Below are 18,486 nucleotides of genomic sequence, written 5' to 3' on the forward strand. Positions count from 1 at the left end.
GCAGAATGGCGTCGCAGCCACCCGACGAACGGCGCGCGATCGCCGCAATGGGCCGCCAGCTCGGGCCCGACATGCTGGCGGCGGTCTATGCGCTCTATCGCGGCGAGCAGGACAGGCTGGCCGCTGACCAGCCGGTCACTGCGGCTGATGTCGCCTATGGCGACGATCCACGACAGAAGCTCGACGTTTATGCGCGCGTCGAGGGCAGCGCGCCGGCGCCCGTCCTTTTGTGGGTGCATGGCGGCGGCTTTCTGCGCGGCGAGAAAGCGAGCGAGAATCATCCATTCAACGCCCATGTCGGGCGCTGGGCGGCACGCAACGGCATGGTCGGCGCGGTGATGAACTACCGCCTCGCACCCGACAATCAGTGGCCGGCGGGCGGCGAGGACGTGAACGGCGCAATCGACTGGCTGCGCGCACAGGCGTCCGACCATGGCGGCGATCCCGCGCGGATCGTGCTGGCGGGCACGTCGGCGGGGTCGACGCACATTGCGACCGCGCTGCGGCTGCGGCCCGATCCGGCGGGGGTACGCGGCGCGATCCTGCTGTCGGGCCTCTATGGCTTCACGCCGCTCGATGAGCGCGACACGCTCTATTACGGCCCGGCATCGGATTATCCGACGCGCCGGCCGCTCGCGGCGATGGTCGACACGGCATTGCCGCTGCTCCTCGCCTGCGCCGAATATGATCCGCCGCGCTTCCAGGAGGAATTGGTCTCGCTGCTCGCCGCCCGGCTCGCCCGGCACGGCACGCTGCCGGCGACGCGCATCCTGTCCGGCCACAACCATTTCAGCCTCGCTTATCACATCGGCGGCCGGGACACGCGGCTGGCCGAGGCGATGCTCGCCTTCATCGCCGATGTCGCGAGCGACCATCCCAAGGAGCCCCTGCCATGATCGATCGACGGACGATGCTCGCTGCCATCTCGGCGGCGGGTGCCACGCGCGGGCTCGCCGCTCCGGCCACGGGCGGCGGAGCCTTCCCGGCCAACTTCCTGTGGGGCACCGCGACCGCCGGCCATCAGGTCGAGGGCAACAACGTCAACAGCGACTCCTGGCTGATGGAGAATGTGAAGCCAACCATCTACACCGAGCCGTCGCGCGACGCGTGCAACAGCTTCGCTCTGTGGCAGACCGACCTCGATCTGGTGCGATCGATGGGGCTCAACACCTATCGGTTCAGCCTCGAATGGGCGCGGATCGAGCCGGAGCCCGGCCTGTTCTCGATCGCGATGCTCGATCATTACAAGGCGATCGTCGCGGGCTGCCGCGCGCGCGGCCTGCACCCGATGGTGACGTTCAACCATTTCACCGCGCCGCGCTGGTTCTCCGCACTCGGCGGGTGGACCAATCCCGAGGCGCCGAAGCTGTTCGGCCGCTTCTGCGATCGGGCCGCACGCCATCTGGCGCAGGATATCGGCCACGCGACGACGCTGAACGAGCCCAACATCATGAGCATCCTGTCGGTGGTGTTGCCGCCGCCGGTGATCGCCGGGCAGAATGCGATGCTCACAGCCGCCGCGCGGGCCTGCGGGTCGGCCAAGTTCGCCGCCGCCAATGCGATGATGCTGGAGGACGTGCCCCAGGCGACGATCAACCTGATCGCCGGGCACAAGGCCGGCGGCGCCGCGATCAAGGCGGTCCGCTCGGACCTGCCGGTGGGCGTCAGCCTCTCGATGTTCGACGATCAGGCGGCCGGCCCCGGCAGCATGCGCGATGCAATGCGCGCCAAGCTCTACGGGCCGTGGCTGGAGGCCGTGCGCGGCGACGACTTCCTCGGCGTGCAGAATTACGAGCGGCAGGTTTGGACGGCCTCGGGCAAGCTGCCGGTGCCGAAGGGCGCCGAGGTCAATTATTCGGGTGCGGAGGTCTACCCGCTCTCGCTGGCAGGCGCGGTGCGCTACGCCCATCAGGCGACTGGCGTGCCGATCATCGTCACCGAACATGGCGTCGGCACCAACGACGACACGCTCCGCGCCCGCCTGATCCCCGCCGCACTCGCCGGATTACGGCAGGCGATGGCGGACGGCGTCCCGGTGCAGGGCTATGTCCATTGGTCGCTGGTCGACAATTTCGAATGGGTGTTCGGCTATCGCGTCCACTTCGGGCTGTGCACGCTCGACCCCGTCACCTTCCGCCGCACGCCCAAGCCGAGTTCGGCCATCCTAGCCGCCATCGCCCGGAGGAACAGCCTGTGATGTGGAAGCATCTGCTCGCCGCGGCCGCCTTGCTCGCGCCTACCATGCTGGCGGCGCAGCCCGCCGGCCCCCGCTTCCGGCTGGAGCGGATCGCGCCGCCGAGCAGCGCCGGTGCGATCCCGCTCTACCCCGCAGGATCGCCGCCCAAGCCGCAGGCGGCCGAAAACTGGGATACGCTGATCGGCGACTTTCCGGACGGGACGCACATGAGCGGCCGGATCGTGCGCAATGTCAGCGAGCCGACGATCACGCCCGTTTTGCCCGATCCGGCGAAGGCGACCGGCGCGGCGGTGCTGGTCGCGCCGGGGGGTGCCTTCCTGTCGCTGTCGATGGATAGCGAGGGCTTCCAGATCGCGCATTGGCTCGCCGATCATGGCGTCGCCGCCTTCGTCCTCAAATACCGGCTCAACCCTACCCCCACCGACGACCAGGCGTTCATGCGCGTGGTGGCGGAGCGGATGGCCCCGGTCGCCGCGACGGGCGAGGTGGCGGATATCTCGGAGCCGCGCGCACCCCAGGATGCACTGCGCGCGCTCGCGCTGCTGCGCAGCCGCGCGGCCGGGTGGCGGATCGATCCCGCGCGGGTCGGCATGATCGGCTTTTCGGCGGGTGCGATGACGACGCTGCAGGCCGTCCTCACCGGTTCAGGCGCGGACCGCCCGGCCTTCTTCGGCTATATTTACGGCCCGATGCGCGCCATCGCGGTGCCGGCGGGCGCGCCGCCGATGTTCGCGGCGCTCGCGCTCGACGATCCTCTTTTCGGCCGTCAGGGTTTCGGCATCGTCGAGGCGTGGCACAAGGCCGGCGTGCCGGTCGAGTTGCACGCCTACACGCATGGCGATCACGGCTTCGGCATGGGCCGCCCCGGTACGACCACGACGCTCGTGCTCGACGAGTTCCGCCTGTGGCTGGCGACGCAGGGCTTTCTGGGGAAGGCGAAGTGAGCGCACGCGACTTCGGCCGGGTGCTGGCCGCGGCGTGGCTGGCCGCCGCCTCGCACGTGGCGGTCGCGCAGGGCGTCGATCCGCTGCGCGACGGCTTCCGCGATCCGCCCGCCTCGGCGAGGCCGCGGACGTGGTGGCACTGGCTCAACGGCAACATCACCGAGGATGGGATCACCAAGGATCTCGAATGGATGAAGCGCGTCGGGCTCGGCGGGGTCCAGACGTTCGACGCCTCGCTCGGCACGCCGCAGGTGGTGCCGCAGCGGCTGATCTACATGAGCCCGCCGTGGAAGGCGGCGTTCGCGCATGCGGTCGACACGGCCAACCGGCTGGGCCTCGAGATCGCCATCGCCTCCTCCCCCGGCTGGAGCGAGACGGGCGGCCCGTGGGTCCCGCCGGCCGACGCGATGAAGAAGCTCGTCTGGAGCGAGCTTGAGGTGCAGGGCGGCCGTAAGGTGGCTGCACCGTTGCCGCCATTGCCCGCCAACACCGGTCCCTACGGTACGGCGCCGTTCTTCGATGCGCTGGCGGCGTTCGAGGGCGGCAATGCAGCCCCGAAGGGCCAGGCGGCCGGGGCGATCGCTGTCCTTGCCTATCCGATCGCGGACGCATCGCTCGCGCTGCCGAACATGACTGCGCAGGATGGCAAAGTGCTTGATGCACGCCTGCTAGTCGATGCGCGCGAGGATACCGCCGTCGCCATTCCGCGCGGCACGGCGGCGCAGCCTGCGATGATCGACATCGCATTTCCCAAGGCGCAGCCAATCCGCGCCGTAACGCTGTTCGTGCCCAATGCGGTGCCGCCGTTTGGCGATCCGGAGTTTCTGCCCACGCTCGAAGCGCAGGTCGCCGGTCAGTGGAAACAGGTCGCCACCCTGCCGCTCACCAACGTGCCGACGACGATCGCCTTCGCGCCGATCACGGCCGGCCATTTCAGGCTCGTCTTCGCCGCCAACCACGTACCGCCTGCGCCGGGGCTTGCGCCACCTGCGCCGGGTGCGATCGCCGGCGGCGTGTTTCCCAGCGGCCCGGCGCCCACGACGATCAGCATCGGCACGCTACGCCTCGCCGGCGAGGAGCGGATCGACCGCTTCGAGGCCAAGGCCGGCTTCGCCACCGTGCCCGATTATTACGCGCTCGCCAGCGACGCGCCTGATGAACCCGGCATCGCGCCCGCGCGAGTGATCGACATCTCCGACCGGCTGAAGCCCGACGGAAGGCTCGACTGGACCCCGCCCGCCGGCCGGTGGCGGATCGTGCGGCTCGGCTGGTCGCTGGTCGGCACCACCAACCACCCCGCGACACACGAAGCGACCGGGCTGGAGGTCGACAAATATGATGGCGCCGCGGTGCGCCGCTATCTCGCCACCTATCTCGATACTTACCGCGATCAGCTGCGAGCTGATGGAAGCGGCATCAACGCACTGGTGACCGACAGTATCGAGGCGGGCGACGCCAATTGGACGCCGCAGATGCTCGATGCGTTCAAGGCGCTGCGTGGTTACGATCCCCGGCCGTGGCTGCCGGCGCTCACCGGTGCTGTGGTCGGATCGCGCGTGGAGAGCGACCGCTTCCTCTACGATTACCGCCGCACCCTCGCCGATCTGCTCGCGCGCGAGCATTACGGCACGATCGGGCAGGTGGCCCACGACCATAAGCTGACGCTCTATGGCGAGGCGCTGGAGAATGGGCGGCCGCAGCTCGGCGACGATCTCGCGATGCGGTCGCATGCCGACGTGCCGATGGCGGCGATGTGGGCCTTCCCGCACGGCGGCACGCCGCGGCCGACTTTGGTCGGCGACGTGCTCGGCGCCGCATCGGTCGCGCATGTCTATGGCCGTCCGGTCGTCGCCGCCGAATCCTTCACCAGCAGCTTTTCGCCCTGGGCCTATGCCCCCGTCGACCTGAAGCCGATCGCCGATCTCGAGTTCGTGCTGGGCGTGAGCCGCCCGGTGGTGCACACCTCGCCGCACTCGCCGATGGACGACAAGGAACCGGGGCTGAGCCTCGCCATCTTCGGCCAGTTCTTCAACCGCCACGAGACGTGGGCGGAGATGGCGCGGCCGTGGGTCGACTATCTCGCCCGCTCCAGCTTCCTGCTCCAGCAGGGCAGCCATGTCGCCGACATCGCTTACTTCCATGGCGAAGAGGCGCCGCTCACCGCATTATTTCTCAATGGTTTACCGGACGATCTTCCCATCGGACGGGGCTTCGATTTCGTCGACGCCGACATGATCGATGCCGAAATGCGCGTCGACGGGCGCGAGATCGTCACCCCCGCGGGCGCGCATTATCGCGCCCTCTATCTCGGCGGCACCAGCGCGCGTATGACCTTGCCGACATTGCGCCATATCGCGGCGTTGATCGACGCGGGCGCGACCGTCGTCGGCAAACCGCCCCGCCAGACGCCGTCGCTAGGCGACGACCCCGCCGCGTTTGCGGCGCTGGTGAAGCGGCTATGGCCGCAGGGAACCGCCCAATCCGACACACATCGGGCGGTAATCGGCGACGATGCCGGCGCGGTGCTGACCGGGCTGGGCATCGGCCCGGACGTGGCAGTCTCGGGGGCCGACCCTGCGGACGTGCCTTTCCAGCATCGCGCGACCACCGACGGCGACATCTACTTCCTCGTCAACCGGGCCGGGCGGCCACTCGACATCACGGCTCGCTTCCGCGTCGGCGGGCGCGCGGCGGAGATCTGGCACGCCGATAGCGGAACGGTCGCAGCGACGACGTGGCGGCAGGAGGGAGCGGTCACCGCGGTTCCGCTGCACTTCGCGCCCGAGGAGGCGTTGTTCGTGGTGTTCCGTCGCCCGACGCCGGATCGCGCGCAGACGGTGGTACCGCCGATCGAGCGGACGATCGCAACGGCGGCCGCTCCATGGCGCATTTCCTTCCAGGCCAATCGCGGCGCTCCTGCTGAACTCACGCTTCCGGCGCTCGCACCGCTGAACGAGCAAGCGCAATCGGGCGTCCGCTATTTCTCGGGCGTCGCGCATTATGCCTCCACTCTGGCCGTGCCCCGCCGCACGGCCGGCACCAAGCTGCTGCTCGATCTTGGCCGAGTGGGCGACGTGGCCGAGGTCCGCGTCAACGGCCGTTCGGTCGGTACACTGTGGCACGCACCCTATCGCATCGACATCGGCGCTGCCGCCCATAAGGGCGCGAACCTGATCGAAGTGAACGTCGCCAACCTCTGGGCCAACCGCCTGATCGGCGATGCCCAGCCGGGCGTGACCAAGGTCGCCTTCGTCGCCGCGCCGACCTACCTGCCCGACGCCCCGCTGCGTCCGTCGGGATTGATCGGGCCGGTGACTTTGATCGAGCAACGGTGATGGGTGTCGGTGTGTCGCCAGCCCGCGGGCGCTATCTGCTCCGCGAATGCACGATCAGCGCGGCGATCAACACGGCGTTGAGCCTGATCTTCTTCCTGATCGTGTTCGGCCTCGGCCGCCCGGCGCAGATCGCCACGTTGCGCGTCGACGTGCTGCCGCAGACCTTCATGGTCGCGCTGATGGGGAGCCTCGTCCCCGGCCTGCTGATGGCGCGCGCATTCGGCCTCCCGCGCCGGCCGTTCGTCCTCCGCGCCGTTGCGACAGCGATCGTCGCGACCATCGTCGCCGGGGGTGCGGCGTGGCTGGCCACGCGCGGATCGGCGGGGACGCTGCCGGCTTTGCCCTGCCTGCTCGTCAAGATGGCCTATGGCGCATTGCTCGGCGGCGTCGTGACCTGGCTCGCCTTGACCGCCGGCTTTCGGCGGGCCGGGACGTCGGGCGGCGGCTGATGCGTACGGGCGTTCAGCGTAGCGGCAAAACCATGTCCTGCTGGCGGCCGAAGCCGTGGACCTCGATCCGGTCGGCGAACATGTCGATCCGCGCATAAGCGGTCTCGGTCGTATCGAGCATCGCCTTCAGATTGACGAAGTGGATGCCGTTGCGCAGCCCGTAATTGCCCTCGTGATTATGCCCGTCGAGCCACATCTTGACCGACGGATGCCGATCGAGCAGCGCCAGCATCGCATCGGCATTCCACAAATTGTGCGGGTTGGCCGGATAGAGCGGGAAGTGGCTGAGCAGTACCGCCTTCTGTCCCGCGGCGTCGGCATGGGTAAGCTGTGCGTCGATCCACCTCATCTGCACGTCGCCGATGCCGCCGTCCCATAAAGGCTTGTCGGCATAGAGGCCGGCATGCGCGGCCATGCTGCGTGCATGTTCGGCACTGCCCTCGGGCCAGGCGTAGCTGCTGAGATCGTTGCCGTCGGTGACGATGAACAGCCAGCCGTGCTTGGTGAAGCTGTAATAGCGCGCCGGCATACCGAGCTTGGCCGGGACCGCCGCCTTCTGCGCGTCGGGCACGCCAAAATCGTGATTGCCGAGCACGAAGCGCCACGGATGGTGCGAGCGTCGGACGATCGGCAGCAACACGTCGTAGCTGACCCAGTCGCGATCGATGAAGTCGCCCAAGTGGGTGACGAACGCCAGCTTCTCGCCATCGAACCGCGTCACCGCCTCGGCCAGCTTGTCCGGCGCGGTGTGATAGAGCCGCGGCGGCGCATCGGGCTCGGCCGCGAACTGGCAGTCGGCGATCGCCCCGAAGCTGAACGAAGGCCGCTCGGCCGCAGCGCCGGATGGCAGGCTGGCGGTCATCGCGACCACAAGCAGCGCAGAGAACAGGACACGGATCATCGGGCCTCCGGAACGGATGCGGGGTGTCATGCAGACTTCATCTTACATTTTTAAGGCCGTTCTGGAGCGATCAGGGGCCGGCAGATGATGGGGAATCGTCCGACGCGGCATGCCGCGAAAAACGGAGTGCGGGCATGACCGAGCTTGCGCCGGCAATGGATTGCGCCCGGCCGCTCGCCGATCTCGAACTGCGCCGATCGCTGTCGCGCTTCGTCGAGGGGCGACTGCGCGATTCGCATGCGAGCGAGGATCTGGTGCAGGAGACATATCTGCGCCTGTACGATTATGGCCGCACCCGCACGGTCGCCAACGTCGGCGCCTTCTGCTTCGCGATCGCGCGCAACCTGATCCACGATTACCTGCGCCGTGCCCGCACCGCCCCGACGCGCGTCGAACTGGCGGACGAGATCCCCTGCCCCGCGCCGCGGATCGACGAGGTGCTGGCCTATCGCGAGCGGGTGGACGTGCTGGTCGCAGCCCTTCGCCATATGCCACCGCTCCGACGCGAGGTGTTCACCCGCCAGCGGCTCGATGGCGATGCGGTCGCGACGATCGCCGCAGAGCTTGATCTCAGTCGCGCCGCGGTGGAGAAGCACGTGACGCGCGCCGTCGCCGACTTGCGCCACGCGCTGGAACGGCGAGGACTTGCGCTCGAATGGTAGCCGCGATCGACAGGAACCGGCTTTCCGATCGGCGCGCGTCCGCTGACGATCCTGCGCTGGCCGAAGCGCTGACTGAGGTAGCGGCGTTCGGCCGTCTGTCGAACGAGCAGGTGCGGGCGATGCGCGCGAACCGCCGACGGGCAGTCGGCTCGGTGGCGGCGGTCGCATTGGCGGCGGTGCTCGGCCTCGGCGGCTGGATGCAGCTGCAGACGCCCGCCCCGACGACGATCCACTACAGCACCGCGCGCGGCGAACAGCGGTTGGTCCACCTCGCCGATGGATCGAGCGTGCGGCTGAACGGCGCCACCCGGCTCGACGTGACGCTCGACCGCGACCGGCGGACGGTCGAGCTCGCCGAGGGCCAGGCCTTCTTCGACGTCGCGCACGACGCCAAGCGGCCGTTCGTGGTCACCGCCGGTGCGGTCAACGGGCGAGTGCTGGGGACGGCCTTCGACGTCGACCGCATGCATGGGCAGGTCGAGCTCGAAGTCTATCGCGGCGCGGTGCGCTTCGCCGGCACCGCACCGGGCTCGGCGGGCGTCGTCGTCCGTGCGGGCTGGCGATCGCGCTATCGCGACGGCACGATCGATCGACCGACCTTGTTCGACCCGGCGCAGCAGGACTGGCGCGAGGGCTGGCTCGATACCGAGGGCATGCGCCTCGGCGACGTGGTCGAGGCGCTCGATCGCGGCACCGGACCGCTGGTGCTGCCGCCGCCGGCGCGGCTGGCGGCGCTCCCGATCGCAGGGCGCTTCCGGCTCGACGATCCGGCACGGCTGCTTCGCGTGATCGGCGGCGCCTACGGCTTCACGGTCGTGCGCGATGGCGACCGCATCCGTCTCCAGCCGGCCGCCGCCACGCGCGACTGACCGCTCGAAAAAAAGTTTGTCCGGGTTCGGGGCCGTGCCCGTCTTCCGTGGGGGGCCGCACATCGCGGCGAGCGGAGGACAGACATGCGACGGCCGATCGGATCGACCACCTTTAGCCTTGCCGTGGCCTTGGCCGCGGCAGCAACCTGCGCACCGGCTTATGGCCAGACCGCCGCCTTCGACCGGGAGGCGAGCTTCGCGATCCCGGCGGGGGATCTGCGCGCCAGCCTGTCGCAATTCTCGCGCACCACCGGCGTGCAGGTCGTGGTCGCGCCCGATGCGGCCGAGGGCAAGCGCAGCGCTGCCGTCTCCGGCACGCACGGCGCGCGCCAGGCGCTCGACCTGATGCTGCGCGGCACGGGGCTCGCCGCCGCGATCGAGGGAGACGTGGCGGTGCTGCGCCCGGACCCTACCCAGCGCCGCCGCGCGCCGGTGGCCGCGGCCTCCACGGCGGCAGAGCTGAGCGCCGGTATCGGCCCTGAGAGCGGCCAGACGGCGGGCTCTCCCGACGAAATCCTGGTGCAGGGTTATCGCGAAAGCCTGCGGCTGGCGCAGGATTACAAGCGCAACGCGATCGGCTCCGAGGACGATATCCTCGCGCAGGACATCGCCTCCTTCCCGGATCTCAACCTCGCGGAATCGCTCCAGCGCATTCCCGGCGTGACGATCAACCGCGACAGCGGCGAGGGCCGCCAGATCACGCTGCGCGGCCTCGGTGCGGACTTCACCCGCACCCAGCTCAACGGCATGGAGGTGCTCGGCAACACCGCGTCGGGCATGGACAATCGCGGCGGCGTCAGCCGTACCCGCTCGTTCGACTTCAGCCTGTTCGCGTCCGAACTGTTCAACCGCGTCTCGGTGCAGAAATCCTACGCCGCCGATCAGGACGAAGGTGGCATCGCCGGCACGGTGCAGCTCTATACCGCCAAGCCGTTCGACTATTCGGGCGCCAAGTTCGTCGTCTCGGCGCAGGGGCAGACCAACACCAACACCAGCGGCGTCACCCCGCGCGTCGTCGCGCTCGCATCCGATCGCTGGGGCGATTTCGGCGCGTTGATCTCGGTCGCTTATTCGCAGATCAAGAGCAACGAATATGGCTATCGCAACTGGGGCTGGGGCCAGGTCAAGTATAACCCCGCCAATATCGGGCCGAATATCGATCCCGCGACGCGCGCTTTGCTGCAGTCGGGCACGATCTATGCTCCGCAGGCCGAATCGCCATCGACCTGGTATACCGATCGCAAGCGGCTGGGCGTCACCGGCGCGCTGCAATATCATCCCGGCGCCTTCAAGATCGATCTCGATCTGCTCTACGGCCGGTTGTGGGATCATCGCGACGATTATGCCATCGCCGCCGCCGGCTCCAACGCGCTGACCGGCAGCCCGATCGGCGGCACGCAGGTGATCCAGTCGGCGACGATCGTCGGCAACACGCTAGAGGCAGGCAGCTATACCGGCGTCGACCAGCGCAGCGAGCATCATGTAGTCGAGAACCACACCGATTTCTATCAGGCGGTGCTCAATTCGAGCTGGCAGGCGACCGACCGGCTCAAGTTCAGCGCGCTGGGCGGTTACGAGCAGTCGAACTTCCGCCAGCCGGTGTTCGACAAGGTGTTCATGGAGTCGAAGAATCACGGCTTCAGCTTCGACAATCGCCCGACCGAGCCGGTCAACAGCTACGGCTTCGACGTCACCGATCCCGGCCAGTGGCAGCTGATGCGGCTGGATACGCAGGAAAATGCGATCACGAACAAATATGCCAACGGCAAATTGAGCGGCGATTACAAGCTCAGCGACACCTCGCACTTCGAAGCTGGCGGCGAATATAAGCACTTCACCAACAGCGGCTACACCTACACCAACAAGGTGTTCCACAATGTGCCGAACGACACGGTTATTCCCGACAATCTGAAGGAGGTGATCGGCCGGGATTCGCAGATCCCGTACATCGTCGGCAATATCGATGGCATTTATTCATTGATTGGTGATCCGCGAAACCTCAACGCCAGCTATCTGACCGCCGGCAGCGACTATCGCGTCGCCGAGGAGACGTGGGCCGGCTACGCGCAATATGATCTCGACACGTTGGTCTTCGGGATGCGGCTGCGTGCCAATGCGGGCGTGCGCTATTACTCGACCGATCTCACTTCGTCAGGGCATCTCGCGACGGTCGTGAGCGGCGCGACCGTGCTGCAGCCGGTATCGATCACCACCAACAGCCATGGCTGGCTGCCCGCCGCCAATTTCGCGCTCAGCCTGACGCACGAGCTGATCGCGCGCGTCAGCGTCAACCGCAACGTCAACCGGCCGGCGCTGTCCGATCTGGCGGCGGCCGGCACGCTGACGACGCGGCCCAATGGCGGCAGCGCCAGCTTCGGCAATCCGTTCCTGAAGCCGTACAAGGCCACCTCGGCCGAGGGCGGGCTGGAATATTACATGGATCGCAACGGCTTCGCGTCGCTCAGCTTCTTCTACAAGAGCATGGACAGCTTCACGACCTCGACCACCAAGCAGATCCCCTACAGCCAGACCGGGCTGCCGCTGTCGCTGCTGGTGCAGGGCGAGGACGGCAACACCCTGTTCGACGTCAGCCAGCCGATCAACGGCCCCGGCGCCAGCATCAAGGGCGTCGAGGCCGGGCTGCAGCACGACTTCACCTTCCTGCCGGGCGCGCTCAGGCATCTCGGCATCAACGCCAACGGCACGTGGTTCGATGGCCACCAGTCGGCGATCATCAACGGCGTAACGGTGCGGATCCCGCTGTTCAACCTGTCTAAATGGGCGGCGAACGCGACGCTTTACTACGACACGGATCGTTGGGGCGCGCGCATCTCGACCGCCTATCGCAGCCGATACCTCACCAGCGCCGGCAGCGGCGGCAATGTCGGCGACGGCATCCGCGCGACCAACAATGTCGATGCGCAGGCGCACCTCAACATCAACAGCCACCTGCGGCTGGTGGTCGACGCGATCAACATCACCAACCAGCCGATCCAGCAATTCGCCGACCTGACCGCCAACCGCACCGAGGTCTACACGACGAGCGGCCGGACCTTCACCTTCGGCGTCACCGCCGAATTCTGATGGCGCGCAGCGTCTAGCGCGTGCCGGCGATCGAGGGATGCCCGCCCCCCAGGGCATCCCTCGATCGCGAACGCGATCGTCACTCGACCGTGACGGACTTCGCCAGATTGCGCGGCTGATCGACGTCGGTGCCCTTCGCGACCGCGACGTGGTAGGCCAGAAGCTGCACCGGCACGGCGTAGACCAGAGGCGCGATCAGCGGGTGGACCTTCGGCATGGTGATGGTCGCCATGCACCCCTCGCCCGCCGCTGCGACGCCGTCATAATCGGAGATCAGCACGACCTTGCCGCCGCGCGCCTGCACCTCCTGCATGTTCGACACGGTCTTGTCGAACAGGGGGCCGGACGGCGCGATCACGATCACCGGCACAAGATCGTCGATCAACGCGATCGGCCCATGCTTCATCTCGCCCGCCGCATAACCTTCGGCGTGGATGTAGCTGATTTCCTTGAGCTTCAGCGCACCCTCCAGCGCCAGCGGATAATCCGGCCCGCGTCCCAGATACAGCACGTCGCGTGCGCCGGCGATGGTGGCCGCCACCTCGTGGATCGCCTCGTCATAGGCCAACGCGCCGTTGAGCGCGGCGGGCGCCTCGGACAGATGCCGGACGAGCGCGCGTTCCTGCTCCTGGCTCAGCCGCCCCTTGGCGCGCGCCAGATTGGCGGCGAAGGCGGCCAGCACTGCGAGCTGACAGGTGAATGCCTTGGTCGAGGCGACGCCGATCTCCGGCCCGGCATGGGTCGGCAGCACGAGATCGGCCTCGCGCGCCATGGTGCTGGTCGGCACATTGACGACGCAGGCGATCGTCTGGCCCTCGCTGCGCGCATGGCGCAGCGCCGCCAGCGTGTCGGCGGTCTCGCCCGACTGGCTGATGAACAGTGCCAGCCCGCCCGGCTCCAGCACCGGCGCGCGATAGCGAAACTCGCTCGCCACATCGATGTCGACCGGCACGCGCGCAAACTGCTCGAACCAATATTTGGCGACCATGCCGGCGTAGAAGCTGGTGCCGCACGCCACGATCGTCACGCGCTTGACCGCCGACAGGTCGTAGCCCTCGGTCGGCAGCGCCAGCTCGCCCTCCAGCCGGCGCAGGTACGAGCGCAGCGTCTGCGCCACCACGATCGGCTGCTCGTAAATCTCCTTGAGCATGAAGTGCCGGTGATTGCCCTTGGTCAGCGCGATGTCGGTCGCGCCGGACAGGACGATCGGTCGCTCGACCGGCCTGTCGTCGCGATCGAAGATGCGCGCGCCGTCGCGTGTGATGACGACCCAGTCGCCCTCCTCGAGGTAGCAGATGCGCTGGGTGAGCGGCGCGAGCGCGAGCGCGTCCGAGCCGAGATAGGTCTCGCCGTCGCCGAACCCCACCACCAGCGGCGAGCCGAGCCGCGCGCCGACCAGCATGTCGGGATATTGGCGGAACAGGATGGCGAGCGCGAAGGCGCCATGCAGCCGCTTGAGCACCGCCGCGACGGCGGCGGCGGGCTCGGCCCCCTGCTCCACCTGTTCGGACACGAGATGGGCCACCACCTCGGTATCCGTCTGGCTGGTGAAGACATGGCCGCGCGCCTGCAACTCCTCGCGCAGCGGCTTGAAATTCTCGATGATGCCGTTGTGGACCACTGCGACCTCGCCGGTCGCATGCGGATGGGCATTGTCCTCGGTCGGCGCACCGTGCGTCGCCCAGCGCGTGTGCGCGATGCCGGTGGTGCCCGGCAGCGGATCGGCGTGAAGGACGGCGGCGAGATTGTCGAGCTTGCCCGGTGCGCGGCGGCGGTCGATCAGCCCGTCATGGTCGGTGGCGACGCCGGCGCTGTCATAGCCGCGATATTCGAGCCGCCGCAGCCCTGCGAGCAGCCGCCCGCACACCTCTTCCTTGCCGACGATACCGATGATCCCGCACATGGCGCTTGGTCCCCGAAAATTGTGTCAGGGCCAAAGCGCCTAGGCGGGTTGATCGCGGCTGAACAGCCTCAGCGCTGCATCTGCATCATCTGCGACATCGGCATCATGTTGTGGTCGAGATGGTGCATGATCCAGATCGAGCCGACCACCACCAGCAGCACGATCGTGAAGCCGAAGGCGAGCGCGATGGTGTTGTTGGTGTTCTCGGGCCCGCTGGTGATGTGCAGGAAGAAGACGAGGTGGACGCCGATCTGCGCCACCGCCAGTGCGATCAGCGCCGACGGGATACCCGGACCCCACACCATGCTGGAGCCCGCGACCCAGAAGGACCCGATCGTGAGGAGCGTCGCGAGGAACAGGCCGATCGCGTAGACGCGAATGCCGTGCGAGTCCGTACCGCTGGCGACCTCGTCGCCTGGAGCGGCATCGTCGACATCATATTCGTCGTGATGACCGTGGCTCATGCGCCGGCTCCCATCAGATAGACGATCGTGAACAGCGCGACCCAGATGATGTCGAGCGCGTGCCAGAACAGGTTGAAGCACAGCAGGCGACGCATGATCGGCTGGGTGAAGCCCTTGACCCACACCTGCGCCATCATCGTGCCCAGCCACAGGCCGCCCAGGGTGACGTGCAGGCCGTGGCAGCCAACGAGCGCGAAGAAGGACGACAGGAAGGCGCTGCGCTGCGGCCCCGCTCCCTTTTCGATCATCTCCCAGAATTCCTGCACCTCCAGCACCACGAAGGCGAGGCCGAGCAGCCCGGTGAGCAGGAGCCACAGCTGCGTCTGCATCTGGCTCTTATTGTGGGCGGCGATGTAGGACAGGCCGCAGGTGAAGCTGGACGCCAGCAGGAACGCCGTCTCGATCGCCACGCGGGTGGGATCGAACAGCTCGCGCCCGGTCGGGCCGCCCGCCGTCGCCCCCGCCAGCACGGCATAAGCCGCGAAGAAGGCGGAGAACATGACGATGTCGCTGAGCAGGAAGATCCAGAAGCCGTAGCCGACGATCACCCGCTTCGGTGCCGGTCCACCCTCGCCGTGACCACGCGCTTCCGAATGGCCGTGGCCAAGCGCGTCGTGCCCGTGCGGGGCATCATGCCCATGCATTACCTGCGCGCTCATGCCCGGCTCCCCAGTTCGGCCAGCCACTCGGTCGTGCGCGATGCACGGCGGCCGCGATCGACCCGCGCCACTTCGGCGGCCGGGATTTCGTATTCGTCATGGTCGCGCCAGGCGAACCACACGAACGTGCCGTAGGCGCCCACGAAGCACACCGCGACCAGCCACCAGATGTGCCAGATCAGCGCGAAGCCCATGATCGTGGTGAAGAAGGCCACGACCACGCCGGTGGCGCTGTTGAGCGGCATTTCGATCGGCTGATAATCGGGCTCGTCGGCCAGGCGCTGACGCTCGATCGCCGCCTGCTTGATGCCCCAATAGGCCTCTTCGCCATGCACGTCGGGCGTCACCGCGAAGTTGAACGACGGCGGCGGCGACGGCGTGACCCACTCCAGGCTGCGGCCGTTCCACGGGTCGCCGGTCACGTCGCGCAGCTTGTCGCGCTGCATGATGCTGACGACGAGCTGGATGACCTGCGCGGCCACGCCCGCCGCGGTGATCGCAACGCCGATCGCGGCAGCCGCGATCAGTGCGCCCCATTCGACATGGTCAACATGCTGCAGTCGGCGGGTCATGCCGTCCAGGCCGAGCATGTACATCGGGATGAAGGTGGCGAGGAAGCCCGTCACCGACAGCCAGAAGGCGGCCTTGCCCCAGCCTGGGTGCAGGCGGAAACCGAACGCCTTCGGGAACCAATATTCGTAGCCCGCCAGCGCGCCGAAGACGACGCCGCCGATGATGACGTTGTGGAAGTGGGCTACCAGGAACATCGAGTTGTGAAGCACGAAGTCCGCCGGCGGCACCGCGAGCAGCACGCCGGTCATGCCGCCGACGGTGAAGGTCACGACGAACGCCAGCGACCACAACATCGGCACTTCGAGCCGCACGCGGCCGCCGTACATCGTGAAGAGCCAGTTGTAGATCTTCACGCCGGTGCCGACCGCGATGATCGATGTGGCGATGCCGAAGAAGGCGTTGACGTCGCCGCCCGCACCCATCGTGAAGAAGTGGTGCAGCCACACGACGAACGACACGGCGACGATGAACAGGGTCGCCGCGACCATCGAGCGATAGCCGAACAGCGGCTTCTGCGAGAAGGTCGAGAAGATCTCGGAGAAGATGCCGAACGCGGGCAGGACGAGGATGTAGACCTCGGGATGGCCCCACGCCCAGATCAGGTTGACGAACATCATCATGTTGCCGCCGGCTTCGTTCGTGAAGAAGTGGAAGCCGAGGTAACGGTCGAGCAGCAGCATCGCGAGCGTCGCGGTCAGGATCGGGAACGCGGCGACGATCAGCATGTTGGACGCAAGGCTGGTCCAGCAGAACATCGGCATGCGCAGATAGTTCATGCCGGGCGCGCGCATCTTGAGGATGGTCGTGACGATGTTGATGCCGGCGGTCAGCGTGCCGACCCCCGATATCTGCAGCGCCCACAGATAATAATCGACGCCCACGCCGGGCGAATATTTCAGCTCGCTGAGCGGCGGATAAGGCAGCCAGCCGGTGCGCGCGAACTCGCCGATGACGAGGCTGATGTTGACCAGCAGCGCACCGCTTGCCGTCAGCCAGAAGCCGGTCGAGTTGAGCGTTGGGAAGGCAACGTCACGCACGCCGAGCTGCAACGGCACGACGAAGTTCATCAGGCCGATCACGAACGGCATCGCGCCGAAGAAGATCATGATCGTGCCGTGGGCGGAGAAGACCTGGTTGAAGTGCTCCGGCGGCAGATAGCCATGGGCACTTCCCATCGCGAACAGCTGCTGCGAGCGCATCATGATCGCATCGGCAAAGCCGCGCAGCAGCATCAGCACCGCGAGAATGATGTACATCACGCCGATGCGCTTGTGGTCGACGCTCGTCAGCCACTCGTGCCAGAGATAGGGCCACCAGCCCTTGACGGTGACCAGCGCGAGCACGCCGAGTACACCCAGCCCGACGCAGCCAGCGGCAATGAGGGGAATGGGCTGATCGAACGGGATCGCCGACCAGTCTAGCTTACCGAGCATCTGTTCAGCTCTCCGAGCGGGGTGAAACGGTCGCATCAGGCCGGCCGACCTGCGGCCCGGGGGCCGACGGCAGCTTCTGCGTAGTGATGGCGTCGAACAGGCGCGGATCGACCGCGCGATAGGTGAACGGCTTCACGTCCTCGCTCTGCTTCGACAGCTCGGCATAGCCTGCGCCGTCGAGCACCGGGCCCGCGCCATGCGCGCCGGACGCCCATTGCGCGAACTGCGCGGCGGGCACCGAGTCCACCTCGAAATGCATGCCGGAGAAGCCGTCGCCGCTGAACTGCGTGGATTCGCCATAATAGGTGCCGGGCTTGTCGGCCTGGAGCGAGACCTGCGTCGCCATGCCGTTCATCGCCATGACCATCGAGCCGAGCTGCGGCACGAAGAAGCCGTTCATCACGCTCGCGGAGGTGAGCGTGAAATGCACCGGCACGCCGGCCGGCATCACCAGCTTGTTGACGCTGGCCACGCCCTGCTCCGGATAGATGAACAGCCACTTCCAATCGAGCGCGACGACCTGCACCTCGACCGGCTTGATCTTCGAATCCAGCGGCTTGAACACGTCGAGACGATGACTGCCGACCCAGATCACGCCGCCCAGGAACAGGATGACGACGATCGGGATCGACCAGACGACCAGTTCGACGCGACCCGAATGGGCCCAGTCGGGCAAATAGCGCGCGCGCTTATTGTCGGCGCGATACCACCAGGCGAACCAGAAGGTGGCAATGATCGTCGGGACGACGATGACCAGCATGATGCCGAGCGAATTGTAGAGGATCTGCCGCTCCTGCAGCCCGACGGGGCCCTGCGGGTCCAGCAGCATGCCCGAGCAGCCGGTCAGACACGTCACCAGCGCAAGCGCCGCGATCGCTCTGGCCTTTGCCCCCAGCGCCCCTTTCGTCACCATCATCCGGCTTAGTTCCTTGAAATCCGCGATCCCCTTACCCCCCTATTCCGAAAAGTGCACCGGGAGAAGATTGCGTAGACTGTCAGCGCGATTGCATGAT

14 protein-coding genes are annotated in these 18,486 nt (G+C 67.3%); 8 read left to right on the forward strand and 6 right to left on the reverse strand.

Translation table 11 applies throughout. The features are described 5' to 3' along the window. Window positions 1–5 precede the first annotated feature (5 nt). Genes K8P63_RS10565 through K8P63_RS10585 form a run of 5 tightly spaced genes read left to right on the forward strand, consistent with a single transcriptional unit; the run spans window position 6 to window position 6,925 of the window. Entirely contained in the window at window positions 6–896 is an 891-nt protein-coding gene (locus tag K8P63_RS10565; RefSeq protein WP_223795996.1) for an alpha/beta hydrolase, read from the forward strand. Continuing rightward, complete coding sequence (locus tag K8P63_RS10570) at window positions 893–2,197, forward strand: family 1 glycosylhydrolase (protein ID WP_223795997.1); 1,305 nt, start codon at window positions 893–895, stop codon at window positions 2,195–2,197. The genes K8P63_RS10565 and K8P63_RS10570 overlap by 4 nt, the downstream gene beginning before the upstream one ends. After that, complete coding sequence (locus K8P63_RS10575) at window positions 2,197–3,141, forward strand: alpha/beta hydrolase (protein ID WP_223795998.1); 945 nt, start codon at window positions 2,197–2,199, stop codon at window positions 3,139–3,141. The genes K8P63_RS10570 and K8P63_RS10575 overlap by 1 nt, the downstream gene beginning before the upstream one ends. Beyond that, window positions 3,138–6,476 (forward strand): glycosyl hydrolase, encoded by a 3,339-nt coding sequence (locus K8P63_RS10580; protein WP_223795999.1) that lies wholly within the window; start codon window positions 3,138–3,140, stop codon window positions 6,474–6,476. The genes K8P63_RS10575 and K8P63_RS10580 overlap by 4 nt, the downstream gene beginning before the upstream one ends. Continuing rightward, entirely contained in the window at window positions 6,476–6,925 is a 450-nt protein-coding gene (locus tag K8P63_RS10585; RefSeq protein WP_223796000.1) for a hypothetical protein, read from the forward strand. Before K8P63_RS10580 ends, K8P63_RS10585 begins: the two co-directional genes overlap by 1 nt. Window positions 6,926–6,938: 13 nt before the next feature. Here K8P63_RS10585 and K8P63_RS10590 read toward each other — a convergent pair whose 3' ends face one another. Then, on the reverse strand, window positions 6,939–7,826 hold the full coding sequence (locus K8P63_RS10590; protein ID WP_223796001.1) for a metallophosphoesterase: 888 nt from the start codon (window positions 7,824–7,826) through the stop codon (window positions 6,939–6,941). A 134-nt stretch (window positions 7,827–7,960) separates the two neighbouring features. Here K8P63_RS10590 and K8P63_RS10595 point away from each other — a divergent pair, with 134 nt between their 5' ends. The 3 genes from K8P63_RS10595 to K8P63_RS10605 all read left to right on the forward strand — a co-directional run bounded on the left by K8P63_RS10595 (window position 7,961) and on the right by K8P63_RS10605 (window position 12,441). Further along, on the forward strand, window positions 7,961–8,488 hold the full coding sequence (locus tag K8P63_RS10595) for an RNA polymerase sigma factor (RefSeq protein WP_223796002.1): 528 nt from the start codon (window positions 7,961–7,963) through the stop codon (window positions 8,486–8,488). After that, the gene (locus tag K8P63_RS10600) at window positions 8,482–9,357 is read left to right on the forward strand and encodes a FecR family protein (RefSeq protein WP_223796003.1); all 876 of its coding nucleotides are present in this window, start codon (window positions 8,482–8,484) and stop codon (window positions 9,355–9,357) included. The genes K8P63_RS10595 and K8P63_RS10600 overlap by 7 nt, the downstream gene beginning before the upstream one ends. 84 nt (window positions 9,358–9,441) lie before the next feature. Continuing rightward, complete coding sequence (locus K8P63_RS10605) at window positions 9,442–12,441, forward strand: TonB-dependent receptor (RefSeq protein WP_223796004.1); 3,000 nt, start codon at window positions 9,442–9,444, stop codon at window positions 12,439–12,441. Window positions 12,442–12,520: 79 nt separating this feature from the next. On the opposite strand, the gene glmS is transcribed toward K8P63_RS10605, so the two are convergent. From glmS to cyoA, 5 genes are all read right to left on the reverse strand, one after another. Further along, window positions 12,521–14,344: a glutamine--fructose-6-phosphate transaminase (isomerizing) gene (gene glmS / locus K8P63_RS10610; RefSeq protein ID WP_223796005.1), complete on the reverse strand. Its 1,824-nt coding sequence runs from the start codon at window positions 14,342–14,344 to the stop codon at window positions 12,521–12,523. Window positions 14,345–14,412: 68 nt separating this feature from the next. Further along, window positions 14,413–14,808, reverse strand: coding sequence for a cytochrome o ubiquinol oxidase subunit IV (cyoD, locus tag K8P63_RS10615; protein ID WP_223796006.1), 396 nt, complete (start codon window positions 14,806–14,808; stop codon window positions 14,413–14,415). Beyond that, window positions 14,805–15,467: a cytochrome o ubiquinol oxidase subunit III gene (gene cyoC, locus K8P63_RS10620; RefSeq protein ID WP_223796007.1), complete on the reverse strand. Its 663-nt coding sequence runs from the start codon at window positions 15,465–15,467 to the stop codon at window positions 14,805–14,807. Before cyoC ends, cyoD begins: the two co-directional genes overlap by 4 nt. Next, window positions 15,464–17,473 (reverse strand): cytochrome o ubiquinol oxidase subunit I, encoded by a 2,010-nt coding sequence (gene cyoB, locus K8P63_RS10625; protein ID WP_317629304.1) that lies wholly within the window; start codon window positions 17,471–17,473, stop codon window positions 15,464–15,466. The genes cyoC and cyoB overlap by 4 nt, the downstream gene beginning before the upstream one ends. 4 nt (window positions 17,474–17,477) lie before the next feature. Continuing rightward, on the reverse strand, window positions 17,478–18,389 hold the full coding sequence (gene cyoA / locus K8P63_RS10630) for a ubiquinol oxidase subunit II (RefSeq protein WP_223796009.1): 912 nt from the start codon (window positions 18,387–18,389) through the stop codon (window positions 17,478–17,480). Between the last annotated feature and the right edge of the window lie 97 nt (window positions 18,390–18,486).

The sequence above is a fragment of the Sphingomonas nostoxanthinifaciens genome, assembly GCF_019930585.1.
Taxonomy (GTDB): domain Bacteria; phylum Pseudomonadota; class Alphaproteobacteria; order Sphingomonadales; family Sphingomonadaceae; genus Sphingomonas_I; species Sphingomonas_I nostoxanthinifaciens.

Bases quoted from the DNA above. Each gene is read 5' to 3' on its own strand.
- K8P63_RS10565 (WP_223795996.1), top strand. From the start codon at position 6: ATGGCGTCGCAGCCACCCGACGAACGGCGCGCGATCGCCGCAATGGGC.
- K8P63_RS10570 (WP_223795997.1), top strand. From the start codon at position 893: ATGATCGATCGACGGACGATGCTCGCTGCCATCTCGGCGGCGGGTGCC.
- K8P63_RS10575 (WP_223795998.1), top strand. From the start codon at position 2,197: ATGTGGAAGCATCTGCTCGCCGCGGCCGCCTTGCTCGCGCCTACCATG.
- K8P63_RS10585 (WP_223796000.1), top strand. From the start codon at position 6,476: ATGGGTGTCGGTGTGTCGCCAGCCCGCGGGCGCTATCTGCTCCGCGAA.
- K8P63_RS10590 (WP_223796001.1), bottom strand. From the start codon at position 7,826: ATGATCCGTGTCCTGTTCTCTGCGCTGCTTGTGGTCGCGATGACCGCC.
- K8P63_RS10595 (WP_223796002.1), top strand. From the start codon at position 7,961: ATGACCGAGCTTGCGCCGGCAATGGATTGCGCCCGGCCGCTCGCCGAT.
- K8P63_RS10600 (WP_223796003.1), top strand. From the start codon at position 8,482: ATGGTAGCCGCGATCGACAGGAACCGGCTTTCCGATCGGCGCGCGTCC.
- K8P63_RS10605 (WP_223796004.1), top strand. From the start codon at position 9,442: ATGCGACGGCCGATCGGATCGACCACCTTTAGCCTTGCCGTGGCCTTG.
- glmS (WP_223796005.1), bottom strand. From the start codon at position 14,344: ATGTGCGGGATCATCGGTATCGTCGGCAAGGAAGAGGTGTGCGGGCGG.
- cyoD (WP_223796006.1), bottom strand. From the start codon at position 14,808: ATGAGCCACGGTCATCACGACGAATATGATGTCGACGATGCCGCTCCA.
- cyoC (WP_223796007.1), bottom strand. From the start codon at position 15,467: ATGAGCGCGCAGGTAATGCATGGGCATGATGCCCCGCACGGGCACGAC.
- cyoB (WP_317629304.1), bottom strand. From the start codon at position 17,473: ATGCTCGGTAAGCTAGACTGGTCGGCGATCCCGTTCGATCAGCCCATT.
- cyoA (WP_223796009.1), bottom strand. From the start codon at position 18,389: ATGATGGTGACGAAAGGGGCGCTGGGGGCAAAGGCCAGAGCGATCGCG.